The following is a 17,791-nucleotide window of genomic DNA, read 5'->3' on the forward strand; positions in this document are numbered from 1 at the left end:
CATTGACCATGGTCATTTTGAAACCTATCTTTGACTGGATAGGAGCCCGGACCATGACGGAGCATGTCTCGAAATCGAAATTCAAGGCGAAGGCGCTTGAGTATTTTCGCCAGGTCGAGGCCAGCGGCGAACCTGTGATCATTACCGATCACGGCAAGCCGACATTGGAGATTCGGCCGATTTCTCCGCAGAAAAAAAGCGACCCGTTGGAAGCCCTCAAAGGGTCGGTGCTTTGGTACGAGGGACCATTCGATCCCGCTGTCGATGAGGATGAGTGGGAAGTCCTCAAGTGATCGTCATCGATACGCACGTGCTTCTCTGGTGGCTGGCAGGGGAGGCGCGGCAGCTCAGCCCGGCCGCGCAGAATGCAATAGAAGCAGAACTGGACGGCGGGACGATATTCGTTTCATCCGCCTCGGCCTGGGAGATCGCCATCCTCGCCTCACGGCGGCGCATTGGTCTCGCGAGCGACGTGTCGGAATGGTTGAAGAAGGTCGGCGAGATCGAGGCGGTGAAATTCGTGCCGATCGACAATGAGATCGCCGTGAAAAGCACGCAGCTGGGCGAGGACTTTCACAAGGATCCCGCCGACCGCTGGATTGTTGCGACCAGCCAGAAGCTAGGCGCACCGCTGGTCACGGCCGACAGCAAGATCACGCAGTATCCGCATGTCGCGACGATCTGGTAGTTCGACGCGCTACCAGCGCGTCGCTTCGCCAGGTGCAGCCGGTTCGATTGCCAGCGCGTGCACGCCGCCATTCAGCTCGTCGGCCAGAAGTGCGTTGACCGAGCGGTGGCGGTCGATGCGGCTCATGCCGGAAAAAACATCGGAGACGATGCGGACGCGAAAATGCGTTTCGCCGGTGCCGTCATAGGTCACATGATGGCCCGAATCCTCGTGATGGTGGCCGGCGTGGAGATGGCTTTCGTTGAGGACGACAAGCCGCTCCGGCGAATATGCCTGTTTCAGCTTGTTTTCCATCGTTGCCTGTATGGACATTGCCGTCTCCTTCACCCAAATATGTCGCACTCATCATAAAAGTGCCGATCTAGCATTTAATCCGCGATTCAGCGGGTTAGGGCGATGATTGCTGAAATGTCAATTCTTGTTCTGTGACCCCAACATCCCCTAAATGGGAATAGATGAAACCCTATCCAAAATATTTCGACAAGATTCGCGTGCGCCCCGACCCGCAGGCCGAGGTGAAAGCGCGCGCGCCGATCTGCCAGTGGGATGGTTGCAACGAAGCCGGCACGCACCGGGCGCCTGTCGGCCGCCTGAAGGAAGGCGAGTATTTCCGCTTCTGCTTCGATCATGTCCGCGAGTACAACAAGGGCTTCAATTATTTCTCCGGCGTGCCGGACAGCGAGGTCGCGCGCTTTCAGAAGGAAGCGATGACCGGCCATCGCCCGACCTGGACCATGGGCACCAATGGCGGTGCGCGCACCTCCTCGCCCGATTTCGCGCAGCAACGTTCGGGCCGCGCCGGCTACTACAAGAATGTGCGCGATCCCTTCGGCATGTTCGGCGAGAAGGCCGCCCCGCGTGAGCGCAAGGCCAAGCCGCTTGAGGCCAAGGCGCTGGAAACGCTTGGCCTTACCACAAAGGCGACTGGCGCCGACATCAAGGCGCGCTATAAGGAGCTTGTGAAACGCCACCATCCCGATGCGAATGGTGGAGACAGGGGTTCGGAAGACCGGTTCCGCGATGTGCTTCAGGCCTATCGCGTGCTCAAGCAGGCAGGCTTGTGTTGAGCATCAGGTCTTAGGCCTTTCCGGAATGGCTTTCGCCCCGCCGGAAAAAGCTCTAAGACCGCTCCCGAACAAAATTGGATTGCCGGCGAAGCACGAGGCTTCGCGCGTGGAGATATGATGAACAAGGTCGATCGCGATATCGCAAACCTGCCCGACACGACGGCGTCGGTGAAAGAGAAATTCGGCTTCGATTCCAAGATGGTCGTGCCGGCCTATTCCGCTGCCACCGAACATGTGCCGGACATCGATCCCGACTATCTGTTCGACCAGCAGACGACGATGGCGATCCTGGCCGGCTTTGCCTACAACCGCCGTGTCATGGTGTCTGGCTATCACGGCACCGGCAAGTCGACCCATATCGAGCAGGTCGCCGCCCGCCTCAACTGGCCTTGCGTGCGCGTCAATCTCGACAGCCATGTCAGCCGTATCGATCTCGTCGGCAAGGATGCGATCGTCGTCAAGGAAGGCATGCAGGTCACGGAATTCCGCGATGGCATCCTGCCCTGGGCCTATCAGCACAATGTCGCGCTCTGCTTCGACGAATATGACGCCGGCCGCCCGGACGTGATGTTCGTCATTCAGCGCGTACTGGAATCGTCTGGCCGCCTGACACTGCTCGACCAGAGCCGCGTCATCCGCCCGCACCCGGCCTTCCGCCTGTTCGCCACCGCCAACACGGTCGGCCTCGGCGACACGACCGGCCTCTATCACGGCACCCAGCAGATCAACCAGGCGCAGATGGACCGCTGGTCGATCGTCACGACGCTGAATTATCTGCCGCATGACAATGAAGTCGCGATCGTGCTGGCCAAGTCCAAGCACTACCGCAACGACAAGGGCCGCGACATCGTCAACAAGATGGTGCGCGTCGCCGACATGACCCGCTCGGCCTTCATCAATGGCGATCTATCGACCGTCATGAGCCCGCGCACGGTCATCACATGGTCGGAAAATGCCGAGATCTTCAACAATGTCGGCCTGGCTTTCCGCCTGACCTTCCTCAACAAGTGCGATGAGCTGGAACGCTCGATCGTTGCCGAATTCTATCAGCGCGCCTTTGGCGAAGAGCTGCCGGAATCCTCGGCCAACGTCGTGCTGGGGTGAGGGGAGGCGCTGGTTGCGGGCATCTGTCTTCCTGGCGGCGACATTTGCCTTGACCAGCATCGGCATGGCGCAAACGACGGAATTCAAGCCCGGCCAAGTCTGGACCTATCGCGGCGCGCTGGTTCCGTCATCGCGCATGATCGTTGGCGCGATAGACAAGCCGGATAATGCAGTCGATACCGAGATCGTTTCGATCTCGATCACGGATGCGCCGATCGATCCGAAGACCGGGGGCGAGAAGACCCAGACGGTGCCCCACCTGCCGGTGGCTGCCGATGCGCTGGAAAAGAGCGTTCTGGAATTACAAGGCACCGCGCAGATACCCGATGGTTTCGACGAGGGTTACCGAATCTGGCGAGAGGCATTCGAGACGGGCCGCGGCGGTTTCTTCACGATAACAGTGGACGAGATCGTCCAGGTTCTTCAAAACTCTCTCTCGTCCCGCGAACCGGAAAACGCAAAGTAGGACTCGATGGCTGGACCCGGCGACAACACACGCGGCAAGCCCAGGACGGGCGGTGAGGCGGACGCTTTCAAGCGTGCCGTGACCGTCTGCATGCGCGCGATTTCCGGCGACAACGAGATGGAAGTCGCCTTCGCCAAGGACAAGCCCGCACTTGCCGGCAACCGGGCGCGCCTGCCGGAACTGCCGAAGAAGGCCTCGAAGACCGACATCGCAGTCACGCGAGGGCTCGGCGATTCCATGGCGCTCAAGCGCGCCTGCCACGATACGCGCATCCACACCAAGCTGGCGCCCGAAGGCAAACAGGCCCGCGCCGTCTATGACGCCGTCGAGCAGGCCCGCGTCGAGGCGATCGGCTCCCGCGCCATGGCCGGCGTTGCCGACAATATCGGCTCGATGCTGGAAGACAAATACGCCAAGGCCAATCTCGCCGACGTGCGCGACCAGGCCGACGCCCCGCTCGAGGAAGCTCTGGCGCTGATGGTGCGCGAGAAGCTGACCGGACGGCCCGCACCGAAGAGCGGTGAAAAACTCGTTTCGCTGTGGCGCAACTGGGTCGAGGAAAAGGCCGGCGCCGATCTTCAGGGCCTGGTCGGAAAACTCGATGACCAGCAGGCCTTTGCCCGTGTCGTGCGCGACATGCTCGCCTCCATGAACATGGCCGAGGAACTCGGCGATGAGGAGCAGAGCGAGGACACCGAGAACAACGACGAAGACCAGCCGCAGGGCGGCGAAAAGAGCGAGGAAGGCGGCGAGGACGACACCGGCGCCGATGACTCGCAGCCCGAGGATTCGGAAGCCTCCGCCGAGGAAGACCAGTCCGGCGAGATGGAGGCGTCCGACGCCACATCGGACGACATGGCCGATGACGACGATGCCGACGCCGAGACGCCGGGCGAGGCGCGCCGCAAGGACGATCCTTTCGCCAACCTGCCGCGCGATATCGACTATAAGGTTTTCACCACCACCTTCGACGAGACGGTGGGGGCCGAAGAACTGTGCGAGGAAGAAGAGCTCGACCGGCTCCGCGCCTTCCTCGACAAGCAGCTCGCTAATCTCCAGGGCGTCGTCGGGCGTCTGGCCAACCGGCTGCAGCGCCGCCTGATGGCGCAGCAGAACCGCTCTTGGGATTTCGATCTGGAAGAGGGTTATCTCGATCCGGCCCGGCTGGTGCGCGTCGTCATCGACCCTATGCAGCCGCTGTCCTTCAAGCAGGAGCGCGACACCAAGTTCCGCGACACCGTCGTCACGCTGGTGCTCGACAATTCCGGCTCGATGCGCGGCCGTCCGATCACGGTGGCTGCGACCTGCGCCGACATTCTGGCGCGCACCCTGGAGCGCTGCGGCGTCTCGGTCGAAATCCTCGGCTTCACCACCCGCGCCTGGAAGGGCGGGCAGGCGCGCGAAAAATGGCTGAAGGACGGCAAGCCGGCCAATCCCGGCCGCCTCAACGACCTGCGCCACATCATCTACAAGAGCGCCGACATGCCGTGGCGTCGCGCAAGGCGCAATCTCGGCCTGATGATGCGCGAAGGGCTGCTGAAGGAAAACATCGACGGCGAAGCGCTGCTGTGGGCGCATCAGCGCCTGATCGCCCGGCCTGAGCAGCGCAAGATCCTGATGATGATCTCCGATGGCGCGCCGGTCGACGATTCGACGCTGTCGGTCAATCCAGGCAATTATCTCGAGCGGCACCTGCGCGCGGTCATCGATCTCATCGAAACCCGTTCTCCGGTCGAGCTTTTGGCCATCGGCATTGGCCACGACGTCACGCGCTATTATCGCCGCGCCGTCACCATCGTCGATGCCGAGGAGCTTGCCGGCGCCATGACCGAGCAGCTTGCCTCGCTGTTCGGCGAGGAGACCGTCCGGGACACCCGCCGCAGCGGCGGCCGCCGGCGGGCGGGATGAGGTCGGTTGAGCTGGACATAGCAGACCCCCTCTCCGTCGCGCTACGCGCGCCCCCTCTCCCCCGCTTTGCGGGGGCGAGGAACCCAAGTCCTGAAATGTCTTGGCCTTGCAGGATCAAGGTTCCTCGCCCCGCTTGCGGGGAGAGGTGGCTCGGCGAAGCCGAGACGGAGAGGGGGAGCTGCCGTGATCGCGCAACCTCCTTCGAGACGGTCTCGGCACTTGCGCGTTCGCTGTTTTGTGCGGTGGCCCTGGCCTTCTCCTTTGCTGGATCGCTTACCGCCCAAGCCGAACCCGCACCCGTCGAGCAGGTCGAAGTCAAATCCCGCCCCATCACCCGCTTCCACATCGGCCGCGACGAAAAGCAGTTCGGCCCGCTGGAGTTCGTTGGCGGGCTGGAGATGACCTCGCGGTCGCGCAATTTTGGTGCGCTGTCGGCCATGCGTTTCCGCAAGCCGGGCAGCGATTTCATCGGTGTCGCCGACACCGGCTTCTGGTTCTTCGGCACGGTGACACGTGATGCCGACCAGCGCCCCACCGGCATTTCCGATTTCCGCATGGTGCAGATGGTCGACGAGGCCGGAAATCCGGCCGACGAAAAATGGCAGGTCGATGCCGAGGGCCTTGCCGTCAAGGACGACGTCGCGACCGTCGGTTTCGAACGCAACCACCGCGTCGCCCAGTTCCACATAAACCCGAACGATATGCGCGCGGCGTTCGGCCAGCTCGATTTCCTCGTGCCGGCGCAGGAGCTGCGCCAGAATCGCGGCTTCGAGACAGTCACTTACGCGCCCGAGGATAGCCCGCTCAAGGGCGCACTGGTCGTCGTTTCGGAAAAGAGCCTGGACAAGCAGGGCAATATCTTTGCCGCCGTGCTTTCAGGCCCGCGCAAGGGTGTCTTCACCGTCCAGCGCAGCGGCGATTTCGACATCACCGACGGGGCGTTCCTGCCCGATGGCGACCTGCTTCTGCTGGAGCGCAGCTATTCCATGGCGCGCGGGGTGCGGATGCGTCTCCGTCGCATCGACGCGGCAACGATCGCCAAGGGCAATGTCGTCGACGGCCCGATCCTTCTCGAAACCGACATGAGCTACCAGATCGACAATATGGAAGCGATGGATGTCTGGCGGCGCGCTGACGGTGCGGTGATGGTGTCGATGTTTTCCGACGACAACCACTCGATCCTGCAGCGGAATCTCTATCTGGAATTTATTCTAAGGGAAGATTGAGGGTTCTTCCCTCTCCCCGTTTACGGGGAGAGGGTGGCCGCGAAGCGGTTGGGTGAGGGGCAGCGCAAGCCTTCAAACATTGGCTCCGACCCTCATCCCCCTGCCGGGACCTTCTCCCCGTATAGTGACGGGGAGAAGGAAGACTTCATCTCAAGCCGCCATGTGCGCCGCGCCGGCCTGCGCATAATTATGCCCGAAGCGATTGGCCAGAAACGCATCCAGCGCGATGTCTTCCTGCCGGATGAAGCCCTTCTGCGGCAGCACACCGGAAGCCAGCATGTCGAGCACGGCGCAGATGCCTGAGGCCGTGGTGATCTGGATGGCGCTGCGGGCGGCATCGCCGTTGCCGCGGCTGTAGATCTTGTTGGCGTAGCTTTCCTGCAGCAGGCGGCCATGCTTGCGGCCGCTGACGGTGACGAAGATCACCACCACGTCCTGCATCGTCGCCGGCAGGGCGTTTTCCAGAATGTCCTTCAGCACCTCGCGGCGATGGCGCAGGCCGAGATCGTTGAGCAGCGCCTTCATGATCGCGGCGTGGCCGGGATAGCGGATGGTGCGGTAGTTGAGCGTGCGCACCTTGCCGGCATAGGTCTCGCACAGCGTGCCGAGCCCGCCCGAGGTGTTGAAGGCCTCGTAGGTGATGCCGTCGAGCGAGAACTCCTCGCGTTCCTCCAGCGGCGGCACGTCGACCAGCTCGCCCTCGACGATCGCCTCGCAGGGCTCGCAATATTCGTTGATGACGCCGTCGGTGCTCCAGGTCAGGTTGTAGTTCAACGCGTTGGACGGGTATTGCGGCAGCGCGCCGACGCGCATGCGCACGCTTTCCAGCGTGTCGAAGCGTTGCGCCAGATCGTTGGCGACGATGGAGATGAAGCCCGGGGCCAGCCCGCATTGCGGAATGAAGGCGCTGGTGGCCGTGGCGGCGAGTTCCTTGACGCGGCGGGTGCTGGCGACATCCTCGGTCAGGTCGAGATAATGCACGCCCGTCTTGGCGGCTGCCTCGGCGATCTTGGTGGTCAGGTGGAAGGGGGCGGCGCTCAGCACCGCGAATTTGCCCGACAGAACGGCCTCAAGCGCACCGTCCTGGCCGATATCGATCTGCCGTGCAGTGATGCCATGGCCGAGGTCCAGCGCATCGAGCTGCGCCTGCGCGCGGTCTACGACGGTGACGGCATAGTCGCCGGTTTCCGCCAGCATGCTTGCAATGGTCGCGCCGATCTTGCCTGCGCCGACAACTACGATCTCTTTCATGGTGGTGCCCCTCAAAATGCTTTCAATGGCAGAATCATAACGCCGGGCAGTGTCGAAAGGCAGTTCCGCTTTGGGCGAAATAGCGGTAGAATTTTACAATTCGCCGAAGGAATATATCATAATGACGACAGACGCTGATCGTGCCCTGATTGCGCTGCTGCGCGAGAACGCCCGCGCCTCGACCGCCGAGCTGGCGCGAAAGCTCGGCGTGTCGCGCACGACCGTGCAAAGCCGCATCGAGCGGCTGGAGAAGCAGGGCATCATCGAGGGTTACGGCGTCAGGCTGGCGGCGGACTACGAGAGGAACCTCGTGCGTGCGCATATTCTGGTGACAGTTCCGCCAAAGCTTTCGGTGGCCGTCGGCGCCGAGCTCCGCCGCATTCCGGAGGTGCGCACGTTGCATTCGGTCAGCGGCAATTTCGACATGATCATCGTCGTCGAAGCGCCTTCCGTGCGCGATCTCGACCTGCTCATCGACCATATCGGCGCACTGGACGGCGTCGAGCGCACGTTGTCGTCGATCATTCTGTCAACGCGGATCGATCGATAGAGCAGAGATCAGCCCGGCTTGACAGCGAGCCAGATGACATGGCGTGCGCCGCGCTTGCCGGTGGCGCGGACGTTCACTTCTTCTGACAAGAAGCCGGCCTGCTTGAGCCGTTTCGTAAAGGCGCGGTCCGGTCCTGACGACCATACGGCCAGCACGCCGCCGGGCCGCAGGGCCGTGCGCGCCTTCTGCAGGCCGGCGAGGTCGTAGAGGGCGTCGTTGGCCTGGCGCGTCAGCCCTTCCGGGCCGTTGTCCACGTCGAGCAGGATGGCGTCGTAGGCGGCTTTTTCGCCAGCTATCAGCAGGCCGACATCTGTTTCCCGGATGATCACGCGGGGATCGTCGAGGCAATCGCCGAACACCTCGGCCATCGGGCCGCGCGCCCATGTCACGACCGACGGGACAAGCTCTGCGACGGTGACTTTCGCGTCGCTGCCAAGTTCGGCGAGTGCGGCACGCAGGGTAAAGCCCATGCCCAGGCCGCCGATCAGGATATGCGGGGATTTGCGGGGGCCGATCTTCTGGCAGGACAGTTTTGCCAGCGCTTCCTCGGAGCCACTGAGGCGGCTGTTCATCAGCTCGTTGGTGCCGAGCATGATCGAGAATTCGGCGCCGCGCCTTTTAAGGCGAAGCTCGCCGCCGCCCGGGGTCGTCGCGGAATCGAGCTGGACCCAGGGAATCAACTAGGCCGCCACAGCCTGCTGGCTCCAGCGCATGGCGATCAGCCGGTAGGGGATCAGCGCGAAGACGGCGATGAGGAGCTTGACGGTCAGGTCGCCCAGCGCCCAGGAAATCCAGCGCGCGGTCTCGACCGGCAGCACGCCAAGCAGCGGTGCAGGCTCAAGCGCGAAGGCGTCGCTCGGGCCGGCGAAGGCGAAGGCAGCCGAGAAGGCAATGGAGAAGAAAATCACCGTGTCGAACACGGAGCCGACCAGCGTGCCGAGGATCGGCGCGCGCCACCAGCTCTGGCGGCGCAGCCAGTTGAACACGGTCACGTCGAGCAGCTGCGCGCAGAGGAAGGCGGCACCCGAAGCCATGGCGATCCGCACCAGCCGGTCAGAGGCGGTCTCGAACTCGATCAGGCCGTACTGGAACAGCAGCGGCGGCACGACGATCGAGCAGGCCACCGCAATCATGAAGCCGACAAAGACCACGCGACGTGCCATTTTCGGGCCGTAGCGGCGGTTTGCCAGGTCGGTGACGAGGAAAGCGAAGGGATAGGTGAACGCCCCCCATGTCAGGATGTCGGCCAGCGCCAACGATCCGAGCTGTCCCTGCATCGGGAACTGCACGAGGATGTTCGATGCCACGACGACAAGCGCCATGGCGGCCACGAAGGGCAAATAACGATATGAAAAATTCATTTTTTTAGCCTGGGTGATGGAACCAGTTAGAGCATGGCGAGCCATGCTCACGGGAAGGCGGTTGTCCCCCGCCTAATTCCGGATTCAGGCGGCTACTTCAGCCGTCTTCTTGGCGATCTGCTTCTTCAGGAGACGCGCGCGCTGCGACAGCTCGGCAACGTCAGCCTTGGCGAGGAAAGCGTCGAGACCGCCGCGATGTTCGACCGAACGAAGCGCGTTGGCCGAAATGCGCAGGCGCACGTTCTGGCTCAGGGCTTCCGAGATCAGCGTCACCTTGACGAGATTCGGCAGGAACTTGCGCCGGGTCTTGTTGTTGGCGTGGCTCACATTGTTGCCGGACATAACGGCCTTGCCGGTCAGTTCACAAGCGCGGGACATTTTTTACTTACCTTCGATTCTAGAACGGGCCATATGATCGCGACGCACCAAAAAGCGGATGGGCGCAGTCTTATCAAGCGGCCGCATGGAAAAGTTGGCGTTCCATAGTGGCATTTGGCCGAGGCGTCAAGAGTGGTGCGCCCGCGGATCGAGCGCAAGACGCGTGTTCGCGTAGCCTTTGCCGGCTATTCCTGTGCACAGGTCGAACCATTCGCAGCCGCCACAGGCCTGCCGCACCGTTCCGGCCTGAAAAGCCGAGCGCATCTGCGACAGCCGGCTGGCGTCGAGGATAAAAACCTCTCCGGGGCGAACCGCACTGCCGGTAAGCGCTTCGACAGCTGCGGCGGCGCGCCCGTCGCGCTCGATCACGCTTTCGCGCCGGCAATGCGCGTCATCGTCGCCCAGCAACGGCTGGCAGATGTCGTCAGGCCCGGCGACGAGGAGCATGTCCTCGCCCTTGCCGAGCCTTTCGACGATCCCATTGTAATTGGCCGTAAATGCCGCGCTATAGCCCTTGCCGGCGTAGGTCAGCATGCAAAGGAGATGGTGCGCGCGAATACGGACAGTCATGGCCGTGGCTCAGGCTTTCTGCTTGGCGCGGCGCGTTGCCTCGACGCTTGCGGTGGCGAGCGCCGACTTGACGATCGCGCCGATGATGAAGGGCGTCACGCCGTAGGTGATGGCATCGCTGACGCCGATCATGGCTGCCAGAACTGCTCCGCCGATGGCGAGGATCAGCGCATTGCCGATGAGCATGGCAATCACGCTGGTGACGAGGTTGCCGTTGGTCCAGCCGCGCTCTGCCAGGAAGCCGACAAGGGCTGCGGCGATCGGGAAGGCGAAGAGGTAGCCTGCCGTCGGACCAGCGAAGTGAACGAGGCCGCCGCCACCGCCGGCCAGCACCGGCAGACCGAGCGCACCCTCGCCAAGCCATGCGATCACGGTGATTGCGCCGAGACGCCAGCCATAGAGCGCGCCGATGAGCGTCACCGCAAAGGTCTGCATGGTCATCGGCACCGGAAACATCGGCACTTCTATCCACGACGATGCGGCAAGGAACAGGGTGCCCAGAAGCACTGCGGCGGCCTGCAGAGCGAGCGGGCGATCGGTCAGCCGCAGCGGCACGAAAGCGCCCTGAACGGTCGCGGTGGAAGAGGGATTGGTCATGAATGTTTCTCCGGTTCTGGCTGCCCTGTGGCGCCGGCGGCTTCTTTTGGCGCGGCAGCTATTCCACAAGCCTATGGTGCCGTGCAACATGGGCCGGTACCAAATCTGGTGCTCCGCAGGGCTTCCTCGGTCGGGCGGTTCACACAATCGCCGGATTTTCAGGGTTGAAGATATTTTTGGGGACGTCGCATCGAATCCGATCCGAAAGGGCAAGGGCGCCATTGATGGCAGGCATTTTTTACGCAATTCCGATCGTTCTCGCGCTTGCTGGCCTGTCGATCGGCGATGCCGCCGCGCAAGCTTTCCGCAGCGAATACACGGTCTCCCTGCTCGGCTTCACCATAGCGCGTTCCAGCTTCGACAGCAGTTTTCAGGGCGACAAGTTTTCCGTGCGCGGCACCGTGGCGAGCGCCGGTCTTGCCCAGATATTCGACAGCACCAAGGGTAGCATCTCGTCCTCGGGCCGCTTCTCCGGCAACGACCCCCGGCCCGCCGCCTATGTCACGGACTACACGTCAGGCCGCAAGAAACAGAAGACCCAGATCAGCTTTGCCGGCGGCAACGTCGCCAAGACGGTCAACATCCCACCGCTCAAGAAGCGCGGCGACGAGTGGGTTCCCGTCGGTCCCGGCGATCTTCGCGACGTTACCGACCCGATCTCGGCGACCCTGGTGCGCGCCGATCGCATCAAGGATGTGTGCCGCCGCACGGTGAAGATGTTCGATGGTGAAATGCGCGTCAATCTGGTGCTCGACTACGTGTCGACAGATCCGGTGACCTTGCCGGGCTACAGTGGCGACGCCGTCACCTGCAGCGCCCGTTTCGTGCCCGTCGCCGGCTACAAGAAAGACCACAAGTCGATCGCCTATCTCAGGAACAGCAGCAAGATCACGGTGATGTTTGCACCGGTCGGCACAACCGGGATATATGCACCCGTCTACGCCACGGTTGGCACGCAGATCGGCACGATCACCATCCGCGCGAAGAAGTTCGAAGCAGTCGATTAAGGGGTGACGACCCCTTGCGGGGGACAAATGGGGCGCGCAACACTCATCGGCTTTTCGGCAGTTGCCATGTGGGCGCTGCTGGCACTTCTCACCGACGCTTCGGGACAAGTGCCGCCCTTCCTGCTGTCGGCGATGACCTTTTCCATAGGCACGGCTGTCGGCCTCGTTGCCCGCCTGTTCATGACACCGCCCGCCCAGCCGGTCAAAATCCCGCCGCAGGTCTGGGTCATCGGCATTGCCGGCCTGTTCGGCTACCACTTCTTCTATTTCACTGCCCTGCGCAACGCGCCGGCGGTCGAGGCGAGCCTGATCGCCTATCTCTGGCCATTGCTGATCGTGCTCGGCTCGGCGCTGATGCCGGGCGAGAAGCTGCGCTGGAACCATATTGCCGGCGCTCTGCTCGGCCTTGCCGGCACGGTTCTTATCGTCACCAAGGGCGGCGCGCTGGATTTCGACAGCCGCTATGCCTTCGGCTATGCCATGGCCGCCGTCTGCGCGTTCCTGTGGTCGGGTTATTCGCTGCTGTCGCGGCGTTTTCCGGCGGTGCCGACCAGCATCGTCACATGGTTCTGCGCCGCCACCGCGATCCTTTCCTTCCTCTGCCATCTGGCACTTGAGGAAACCGTGCTACCCGCCACCACCGGCCAGTGGCTGGCGGTCGTCGGTCTCGGGCTGATGCCGGTGGGGGCTGCCTTCTATGCCTGGGATCACGGCGTCAAGCGCGGCAACATCCAGGTGCTGGGTGCGGCGAGCTATGCCGCCCCGCTACTTTCCACATTGGTGCTGATTGTCGCCGGTTTCGCGCAGCCGTCGCTCAATATCATCGCTGCCTGTGTGTTGATCACCGGTGGCGCGGTGCTGGCGGCCAAGTCGCTGCTGTTCGGCAAGTCTCAAGCGGCGAGGGCGCAGGCATGATGCCCTTTCCCGGCGGTATCGAAGCGACAGCCAACGGCACGCTGTTCTTCTCGGCAATGTCGGCGCTGGTCTATTGCATGATGCTCGACGCGCCGCCGGCGATCCGGCGCACCGGCGTGAAAACTGCGGCGGTCGCTCTGCTGGCCTTGCTCGCTTTCCAGCAGGGCGGGCCGTTCCTGCTCGTCGGCGCGCTGGCGCTGAGTGCTGTCGGCGACGCCTTTCTGTCGCGCGATGGCGACAAGGCGTTTCTCGGCGGGCTCTGCGCCTTTCTTGCCGGGCATCTGCTCTACATCGTCCTGTTCGTCGTTTCCGGCAGCACGATTGCAGCGTTTCTGTCGTCGCCCTTGCGCATCGCCGGCGCTCTGGCCATGGGCGTCTTCGCCTTCGGCATGCTCAAGACGCTATGGCCGCGCGTCGATGCCGGCCTGCGGCTGCCGATCGCGGTCTATGTCCTGGCGATCCTCGCCATGGGCGTCACGTCGCTGACGCTGGATTATTCCTGGGCGATTGCGGGTGCCGTGCTGTTCATGGCCTCCGACGCGCTGCTGGCCACGGAAAAGTTCCTGCTGCCCGCCGGCTCTCCGCGCGGCGTCTGGATGCGCTATGTCGTCTGGGTGCTTTATTATGCAGGGCAGGCGCTGATTACGCTCGGGTTTCTGCTGGGGCGGTAGGCTCCCAGCCCTTCTCCGCCAGCTCGAACTGCGCGAACTCAAATCCCGGCGCTACGGTGCAGCCGACCAGCGTCCAGTCGCCAAGGCTTTGCGCCGTTTGCCACCAGCCGGCGGGCACGACATGCTGCGGACGCTCGCCTGCCGCAAGATCCGGCCCGAGGCGATGCTCGCTCACGCTAGCGCCTTCCTGATGCATGCGCAGCGTCAAGGCCGCGCCGGCGTGATAGTGCCAGACCTCGACGGCGTCCCGGACCCGGTGCCAGGCCGAAACATCACCCTTTTCAAGCAGGAAATAGATCGCCGTCGAATGGCCGCGCGGATTGCTCGCCGTCGCGTCGCGAAAGGTCTCGGCATACCAGCCGCCTTCCGGGTGACGCTTCATGCCCAGCGTCTCGATGATCGACGCGGCATCCATCGTCAGAACACGTCCTTGCGCTTGCGGATCTCGGCGAAGACCTCGACGTCGGAAGCCTTTTCCAGCCCAAGATTCTTGCGGATCGCCGGGTCGTGCCAGCGCAGGAAGGGATTGGTCGCCAGTTCCTCGCCGATCGTCGTCGGCAGCGTCGGCTTGTCGTCGGCACGCAGCTTTTCGATCCTGGCCGCACGTTCCTTCAAGGCCGAATTGGTCGGGTCGACCGACAGCGCGAAGCGGGCATTGGCCAGCGTGTATTCGTGGCCGCAATAGACCTTGGTTTCCGGCGGCAGTGCGGCGAGCTTCTTCAGCGATTCGAACATGGCCGCCGCCGGCTTCTCGAACAGCCGCCCACAGCCCAGCGCAAACAGCGTATCGGCGGTGAACACCACCTTGGCGTCCGGAAAATAATAGCAGACATGGCCGGCCGTATGCCCCGGCGTTTCGATGACATGGACCTGCTGGCTGCCGAAGCTGAAAACCGAGCCGTCTTCCACAGTCTCGTCGATGCCGGGGATTTTTGCCGCTTCCGCCTCCGGCCCGATGATGCGCAGGCCGAATCGCTCCTTCAGCGCCAGATTGGCCTCGACATGGTCGGCATGGTGATGCGTGGTCAGGATCACGTTCGGCGTCCAGCCGGTGCGGCGCACCGCGGCGAGGATAGGCGCCTGTTCCGGCGCGTCGATGAGCGCGGTCTGCCCGGTTTCGCCGTCATGCACGAGAACGCCGAAATTGTCGCTCCGGCACATGAATTGTTCGATCCTCAGCGTCATCGGCAGTCTCCTTGTTTTCGCGGCGACGATAGGGCGCGGCCTTGCCGCTGTCACCCCGCAAATGCCTTTGTTGTGCTTGTGCGGCAAGGCCGCTACCGTCGCGCCATGAATTCGGACATTGTCGATCTTCGTTCCTTCTACAGCACCACGCTCGGGCGCGTCGCCGAGCAGTCGATCGGCATGGCGCTGGCCTCGGTCTGGGCCGGCATTCCCAATGAGCGGCTGGTCGGGCTCGGCTATGCGCTGCCATGGCTCGACCGCTTCGGCAGCGATGCCGAGCGGGTCTTTGCCTTCATGCCGGCTACGCAGGGCGCGGTGAACTGGCCGCCGTCGCGGCCGTCTTCCACCGCACTGGTGTTCGACGAGGAATTGCCGCTGGTCGATTCGTCGATCGACCGCATGCTCTTGGTGCATTCGCTGGAGCATGCGGAAAATCCGCGCGAAACGCTGAAGGAGGTCTGGCGCGTGTTGTCCCCTGCCGGCCGTGTCGTCATCGTCGTGCCCAACCGGCGCGGCGTCTGGGCGCGCTTCGAGCATACGCCCTTCGGCACCGGCCGGCCGTTCTCGCGCGGCCAGCTCAACGAACTGCTGCGCGACGCCAATTTCACGCCTTCGGCCTGGTCGGAGGCGCTGATGTTTCCGCCATCGCGCCGCCGTTTCATGCTGCGCTTCCACAATTTACTCGAGCGCTCAGGCCGGCGTTTCTGGCCGATCTTTTCCGGCGTCATCGTGGTTGAGGCACAGAAGCGCCTCTACCAGGGTGTGCCGGTCGCCCAGCGCGCGTCGCGCCGCGTCTTCATGCCGGTGCTGACGCCGCAGGGCGCCGGGCGCCATGCGCGGGAAAGCACGGGTTCTGACCCTAAGCCGGCTGCATGACCTCTCTGCCTCGCGTTTCGGCCGGGTCGATGAGCAGCGAGAGCGCTGCGGCTGCTATTGCCGTCATGCCGGCGATCTGGAAGGCGAGCACGTAGTCGCCCTGCATCTCGCGCAGTGCGCCGCCGAAGAAGGCAGCAGTCGCCGCGCCGACCTGGTGGCCGGCGACGATCCAGCCGAACACCAGCGGGCCGGAGCGGTCGCCGAAGGATTCGTTGGCGAGGCGCAGGGTCGGCGGCACCGTGGCGATCCAGTCGAGCCCGTAGAGGATGGCGAAGATCGTCAGGCTCAGGCCCGAGAAGCCGGAATAGGGCAGGTAGATCAGTGACAGGCCGCGAATGCCGTAATAGACGCCGAGAAGCTTGCGCGGGTCGAAACGGTCGGTGAGCCAGCCCGACAGCGTCGTGCCGATCAGGTCGAACACGCCCATCAGCGCCAGCAGGCCGGCGGCGCGAACCTCGGGAATGCCCATGTCGCCGCAGAATGCGATGAGATGCGTGCCGACGAGGCCGTTGGTGGTGAAGCCGCAGATGAAGAAGGTGGCGAAGAGATACCAGAAAACGCGGGTGCCGGCGGCGCGGCGCAGCGTGCCGAGCGTCGTGGTGAGGAAATTGCTTTGGTTGGCGGGTGCGTCCTGCTCGTTGTCGCCCTCGGCACCATAGCGCGCCAGGCCGATCGAGGAGGGCCGCTCCGGCACCAGGAAATAGACCAGCGGCAGGAGGGCGGCGGTCGCGATCGAAACCGTGATCACCACCGGCCGCCAGCCGCCATACTGGGCAAGAGCCGCCAATGCCGGCAGGAACACCAGCATGCCGGTGGCGCTCGATGCCGACATCAGGCCCATCATCAGGCCGCGATTGGTCTTGAACCAGCGGTTGACGATGGTGGCGCCGAGAACCGAAGCAACGGCGCCAGAGCCGATGCCGGAAAAGATGCCCCATGTGGCGACCAGGTGCCACGGCTCGGTCATGAACAGGCTGAGCGCGGTCGAAGCCGACATCAGCGCGATCGACGCCATCACCGTGCGGCGCAGGCCGACCCGGTCCATCAGTGCGGCCGCGAACGGGCCTGCGAGACCGTAGAGGAAGATGCCGATGGCTGCGGCCAGCGAAATCGCGTCGCGCCGCCAGCCGAAGGCTTCCTCCAGCGGCAGCATCAGCACGCTGGGTGCCGAGCGCATGCCGGCGGCGATCAGCAGCGAAACAAAGATGACCGCGACAACCACGAAAGCATAGCGCTGGCCAAAGGGACGGTTCTGTATTATGTTCATGTTACTGACCGGTACGTTTCAGAATACGCATTGATACGTACCGGTCAGTAACATTGTCAAGCGAGTTTATTCATGTCACCCGAAAAAGCTGCTACGCAACTGTCAGAAACTGCCAATTCAGATGAGGCGACGCCACCGCTACGCGCTGCCGATCGCATATTGGGTGTGGCGCGAAACCTGTTCTATCGCGAGGGCATCCGCGCTATCGGCGTCGACGAGATCGTGCGCCAGGCCGGCGTCACCAAGCCCAGCCTCTACCGCAGCTTCCCGTCGAAGGACGAGCTCGCCGCGTCTTATCTGCGCGCCTATGAGGCCGAGTTTTGGGAGCGCTTCGACGAGGCAGTGGCGGCTCATCCGGGCGATCCGCGCGCGCAGATCAAGGCCTTTCTCACCCGCGTCGGAAAGCGGGCGGTGACGCAGGACTATCGCGGCTGCGGCATGACCAATGCGGCGGTCGAATATCCCGAGCATGACAATCCGGCCCGCCAGGTGGGCGAAAACAACAAGCGTGAATTGCGCCGCCGCCTGCGCGCCATGGCCGCCGAAATGGGCGCCGAGGATGGCGACACGTTGGGCGACGGCCTGCTGCTTCTGCTCGAAGGTGCCTATGTTTCGGGCCAGCTTTTCGGCCCCGGCGGCCCGGCGGCATCCGTTGCCGTCAACGCCGACCGGCTGATCGCGGCGAGTTTGAAGGGATAGGCTTC

The 17,791-nt window shown here is 63.4% G+C and carries 23 protein-coding genes; 13 read left to right on the forward strand and 10 right to left on the reverse strand.

The window, feature by feature from the left end; genetic code table 11:
* The first annotated feature begins 8 nt into the window (after window positions 1-8).
* Both BM413_RS02395 and BM413_RS02400 read left to right on the forward strand, forming a co-directional pair.
* Window positions 9-293 carry a type II toxin-antitoxin system Phd/YefM family antitoxin gene (locus BM413_RS02395; protein ID WP_244537730.1) on the forward strand — a complete coding sequence of 95 codons (285 nt, stop codon included), beginning with the start codon at window positions 9-11 and terminating at the stop codon, window positions 291-293.
* Window positions 290-688 carry a type II toxin-antitoxin system VapC family toxin gene (locus BM413_RS02400; RefSeq protein ID WP_091909868.1) on the forward strand — a complete coding sequence of 133 codons (399 nt, stop codon included), beginning with the start codon at window positions 290-292 and terminating at the stop codon, window positions 686-688. The genes BM413_RS02395 and BM413_RS02400 overlap by 4 nt, the downstream gene beginning before the upstream one ends.
* Window positions 689-697: 9 nt before the next feature.
* Here the strand turns inward: BM413_RS02400 and BM413_RS02405 are convergent, their stop codons facing one another.
* Complete coding sequence (locus tag BM413_RS02405) at window positions 698-1,000, reverse strand: BolA family protein (RefSeq protein WP_091909871.1); 303 nt, start codon at window positions 998-1,000, stop codon at window positions 698-700.
* Window positions 1,001-1,143: 143 nt separating this feature from the next.
* Here BM413_RS02405 and BM413_RS02410 point away from each other — a divergent pair, with 143 nt between their 5' ends.
* The 5 genes from BM413_RS02410 to BM413_RS02430 all read left to right on the forward strand — a co-directional run bounded on the left by BM413_RS02410 (window position 1,144) and on the right by BM413_RS02430 (window position 6,459).
* Complete coding sequence (locus BM413_RS02410; protein ID WP_091909874.1) at window positions 1,144-1,755, forward strand: J domain-containing protein; 612 nt, start codon at window positions 1,144-1,146, stop codon at window positions 1,753-1,755.
* 117 nt (window positions 1,756-1,872) lie between these two features.
* The gene (cobS, locus tag BM413_RS02415; protein ID WP_091910318.1) at window positions 1,873-2,859 is read left to right on the forward strand and encodes a cobaltochelatase subunit CobS; all 987 of its coding nucleotides are present in this window, start codon (window positions 1,873-1,875) and stop codon (window positions 2,857-2,859) included.
* A gap of 13 nt (window positions 2,860-2,872) precedes the next feature.
* Window positions 2,873-3,325 carry a hypothetical protein gene (locus BM413_RS02420; protein WP_091909877.1) on the forward strand — a complete coding sequence of 151 codons (453 nt, stop codon included), beginning with the start codon at window positions 2,873-2,875 and terminating at the stop codon, window positions 3,323-3,325.
* A 6-nt stretch (window positions 3,326-3,331) separates the two neighbouring features.
* Window positions 3,332-5,233 carry a cobaltochelatase subunit CobT gene (gene cobT, locus BM413_RS02425; protein ID WP_091909881.1) on the forward strand — a complete coding sequence of 634 codons (1,902 nt, stop codon included), beginning with the start codon at window positions 3,332-3,334 and terminating at the stop codon, window positions 5,231-5,233.
* 95 nt (window positions 5,234-5,328) lie between these two features.
* Complete coding sequence (locus tag BM413_RS02430; protein ID WP_091909884.1) at window positions 5,329-6,459, forward strand: esterase-like activity of phytase family protein; 1,131 nt, start codon at window positions 5,329-5,331, stop codon at window positions 6,457-6,459.
* Between the two features lie 150 nt (window positions 6,460-6,609).
* On the opposite strand, the gene BM413_RS02435 is transcribed toward BM413_RS02430, so the two are convergent.
* Window positions 6,610-7,725: a saccharopine dehydrogenase family protein gene (locus BM413_RS02435; protein WP_139238544.1), complete on the reverse strand. Its 1,116-nt coding sequence runs from the start codon at window positions 7,723-7,725 to the stop codon at window positions 6,610-6,612.
* Window positions 7,726-7,831: 106 nt separating this feature from the next.
* On the opposite strand from BM413_RS02435, the gene BM413_RS02440 reads away from it, so the two are divergent.
* A complete protein-coding gene (locus tag BM413_RS02440; protein ID WP_091910321.1) occupies window positions 7,832-8,260 on the forward strand; it encodes an Lrp/AsnC family transcriptional regulator in 429 nt (142 codons plus the stop codon).
* Window positions 8,261-8,268: 8 nt separating this feature from the next.
* Here the strand turns inward: BM413_RS02440 and BM413_RS02445 are convergent, their stop codons facing one another.
* From BM413_RS02445 to BM413_RS02465, 5 genes are all read right to left on the reverse strand, one after another.
* Entirely contained in the window at window positions 8,269-8,940 is a 672-nt protein-coding gene (locus tag BM413_RS02445) for a spermidine synthase (RefSeq protein ID WP_091909890.1), read from the reverse strand.
* Window positions 8,941-9,621 carry a queuosine precursor transporter gene (locus tag BM413_RS02450; RefSeq protein WP_091909893.1) on the reverse strand — a complete coding sequence of 227 codons (681 nt, stop codon included), beginning with the start codon at window positions 9,619-9,621 and terminating at the stop codon, window positions 8,941-8,943.
* An 84-nt stretch (window positions 9,622-9,705) separates the two neighbouring features.
* Window positions 9,706-9,999 carry a 50S ribosomal protein L28 gene (rpmB, locus tag BM413_RS02455; RefSeq protein ID WP_091909895.1) on the reverse strand — a complete coding sequence of 98 codons (294 nt, stop codon included), beginning with the start codon at window positions 9,997-9,999 and terminating at the stop codon, window positions 9,706-9,708.
* A gap of 126 nt (window positions 10,000-10,125) precedes the next feature.
* Window positions 10,126-10,569, reverse strand: coding sequence for a DUF1284 domain-containing protein (locus BM413_RS02460; RefSeq protein ID WP_091909898.1), 444 nt, complete (start codon window positions 10,567-10,569; stop codon window positions 10,126-10,128).
* 9 nt (window positions 10,570-10,578) lie between these two features.
* Window positions 10,579-11,166 (reverse strand): biotin transporter BioY, encoded by a 588-nt coding sequence (locus BM413_RS02465; RefSeq protein WP_091909901.1) that lies wholly within the window; start codon window positions 11,164-11,166, stop codon window positions 10,579-10,581.
* Window positions 11,167-11,390: 224 nt separating this feature from the next.
* Between BM413_RS02465 and BM413_RS02470 the strand changes: the two genes are divergently transcribed.
* Genes BM413_RS02470 through BM413_RS02480 form a run of 3 tightly spaced genes read left to right on the forward strand, consistent with a single transcriptional unit; the run spans window position 11,391 to window position 13,759 of the window.
* Window positions 11,391-12,173: a DUF3108 domain-containing protein gene (locus tag BM413_RS02470; RefSeq protein ID WP_091909904.1), complete on the forward strand. Its 783-nt coding sequence runs from the start codon at window positions 11,391-11,393 to the stop codon at window positions 12,171-12,173.
* Window positions 12,174-12,200: 27 nt separating this feature from the next.
* Window positions 12,201-13,088 (forward strand): aromatic amino acid exporter YddG, encoded by an 888-nt coding sequence (locus BM413_RS02475; RefSeq protein WP_091909908.1) that lies wholly within the window; start codon window positions 12,201-12,203, stop codon window positions 13,086-13,088.
* Window positions 13,085-13,759 (forward strand): lysoplasmalogenase, encoded by a 675-nt coding sequence (locus tag BM413_RS02480; RefSeq protein WP_091909910.1) that lies wholly within the window; start codon window positions 13,085-13,087, stop codon window positions 13,757-13,759. The genes BM413_RS02475 and BM413_RS02480 overlap by 4 nt, the downstream gene beginning before the upstream one ends.
* On the opposite strand, the gene BM413_RS02485 is transcribed toward BM413_RS02480, so the two are convergent.
* Window positions 13,731-14,174 carry a cupin domain-containing protein gene (locus tag BM413_RS02485; RefSeq protein WP_091909913.1) on the reverse strand — a complete coding sequence of 148 codons (444 nt, stop codon included), beginning with the start codon at window positions 14,172-14,174 and terminating at the stop codon, window positions 13,731-13,733. The two genes, BM413_RS02480 and BM413_RS02485, sit on opposite strands and share 29 nt — an antisense overlap.
* Before the next feature lie 2 nt (window positions 14,175-14,176).
* Window positions 14,177-14,944 carry a hydroxyacylglutathione hydrolase gene (gloB, locus tag BM413_RS02490; RefSeq protein WP_091909918.1) on the reverse strand — a complete coding sequence of 256 codons (768 nt, stop codon included), beginning with the start codon at window positions 14,942-14,944 and terminating at the stop codon, window positions 14,177-14,179.
* Between the two features lie 105 nt (window positions 14,945-15,049).
* On the opposite strand from gloB, the gene BM413_RS02495 reads away from it, so the two are divergent.
* The gene (locus tag BM413_RS02495) at window positions 15,050-15,820 is read left to right on the forward strand and encodes a class I SAM-dependent methyltransferase (protein ID WP_091909921.1); all 771 of its coding nucleotides are present in this window, start codon (window positions 15,050-15,052) and stop codon (window positions 15,818-15,820) included.
* Here the strand turns inward: BM413_RS02495 and BM413_RS02500 are convergent.
* A complete protein-coding gene (locus BM413_RS02500; protein ID WP_091909924.1) occupies window positions 15,804-17,087 on the reverse strand; it encodes an MFS transporter in 1,284 nt (427 codons plus the stop codon). The two genes, BM413_RS02495 and BM413_RS02500, sit on opposite strands and share 17 nt — an antisense overlap.
* A gap of 72 nt (window positions 17,088-17,159) precedes the next feature.
* On the opposite strand from BM413_RS02500, the gene BM413_RS02505 reads away from it, so the two are divergent.
* Entirely contained in the window at window positions 17,160-17,786 is a 627-nt protein-coding gene (locus BM413_RS02505; protein WP_091909927.1) for a TetR/AcrR family transcriptional regulator, read from the forward strand.
* Window positions 17,787-17,791: the final 5 nt, after the last annotated feature.

This window comes from Mesorhizobium sp. YR577, from assembly GCF_900116595.1.
Classification (GTDB): Bacteria; Pseudomonadota; Alphaproteobacteria; order Rhizobiales; family Rhizobiaceae; genus Mesorhizobium_M.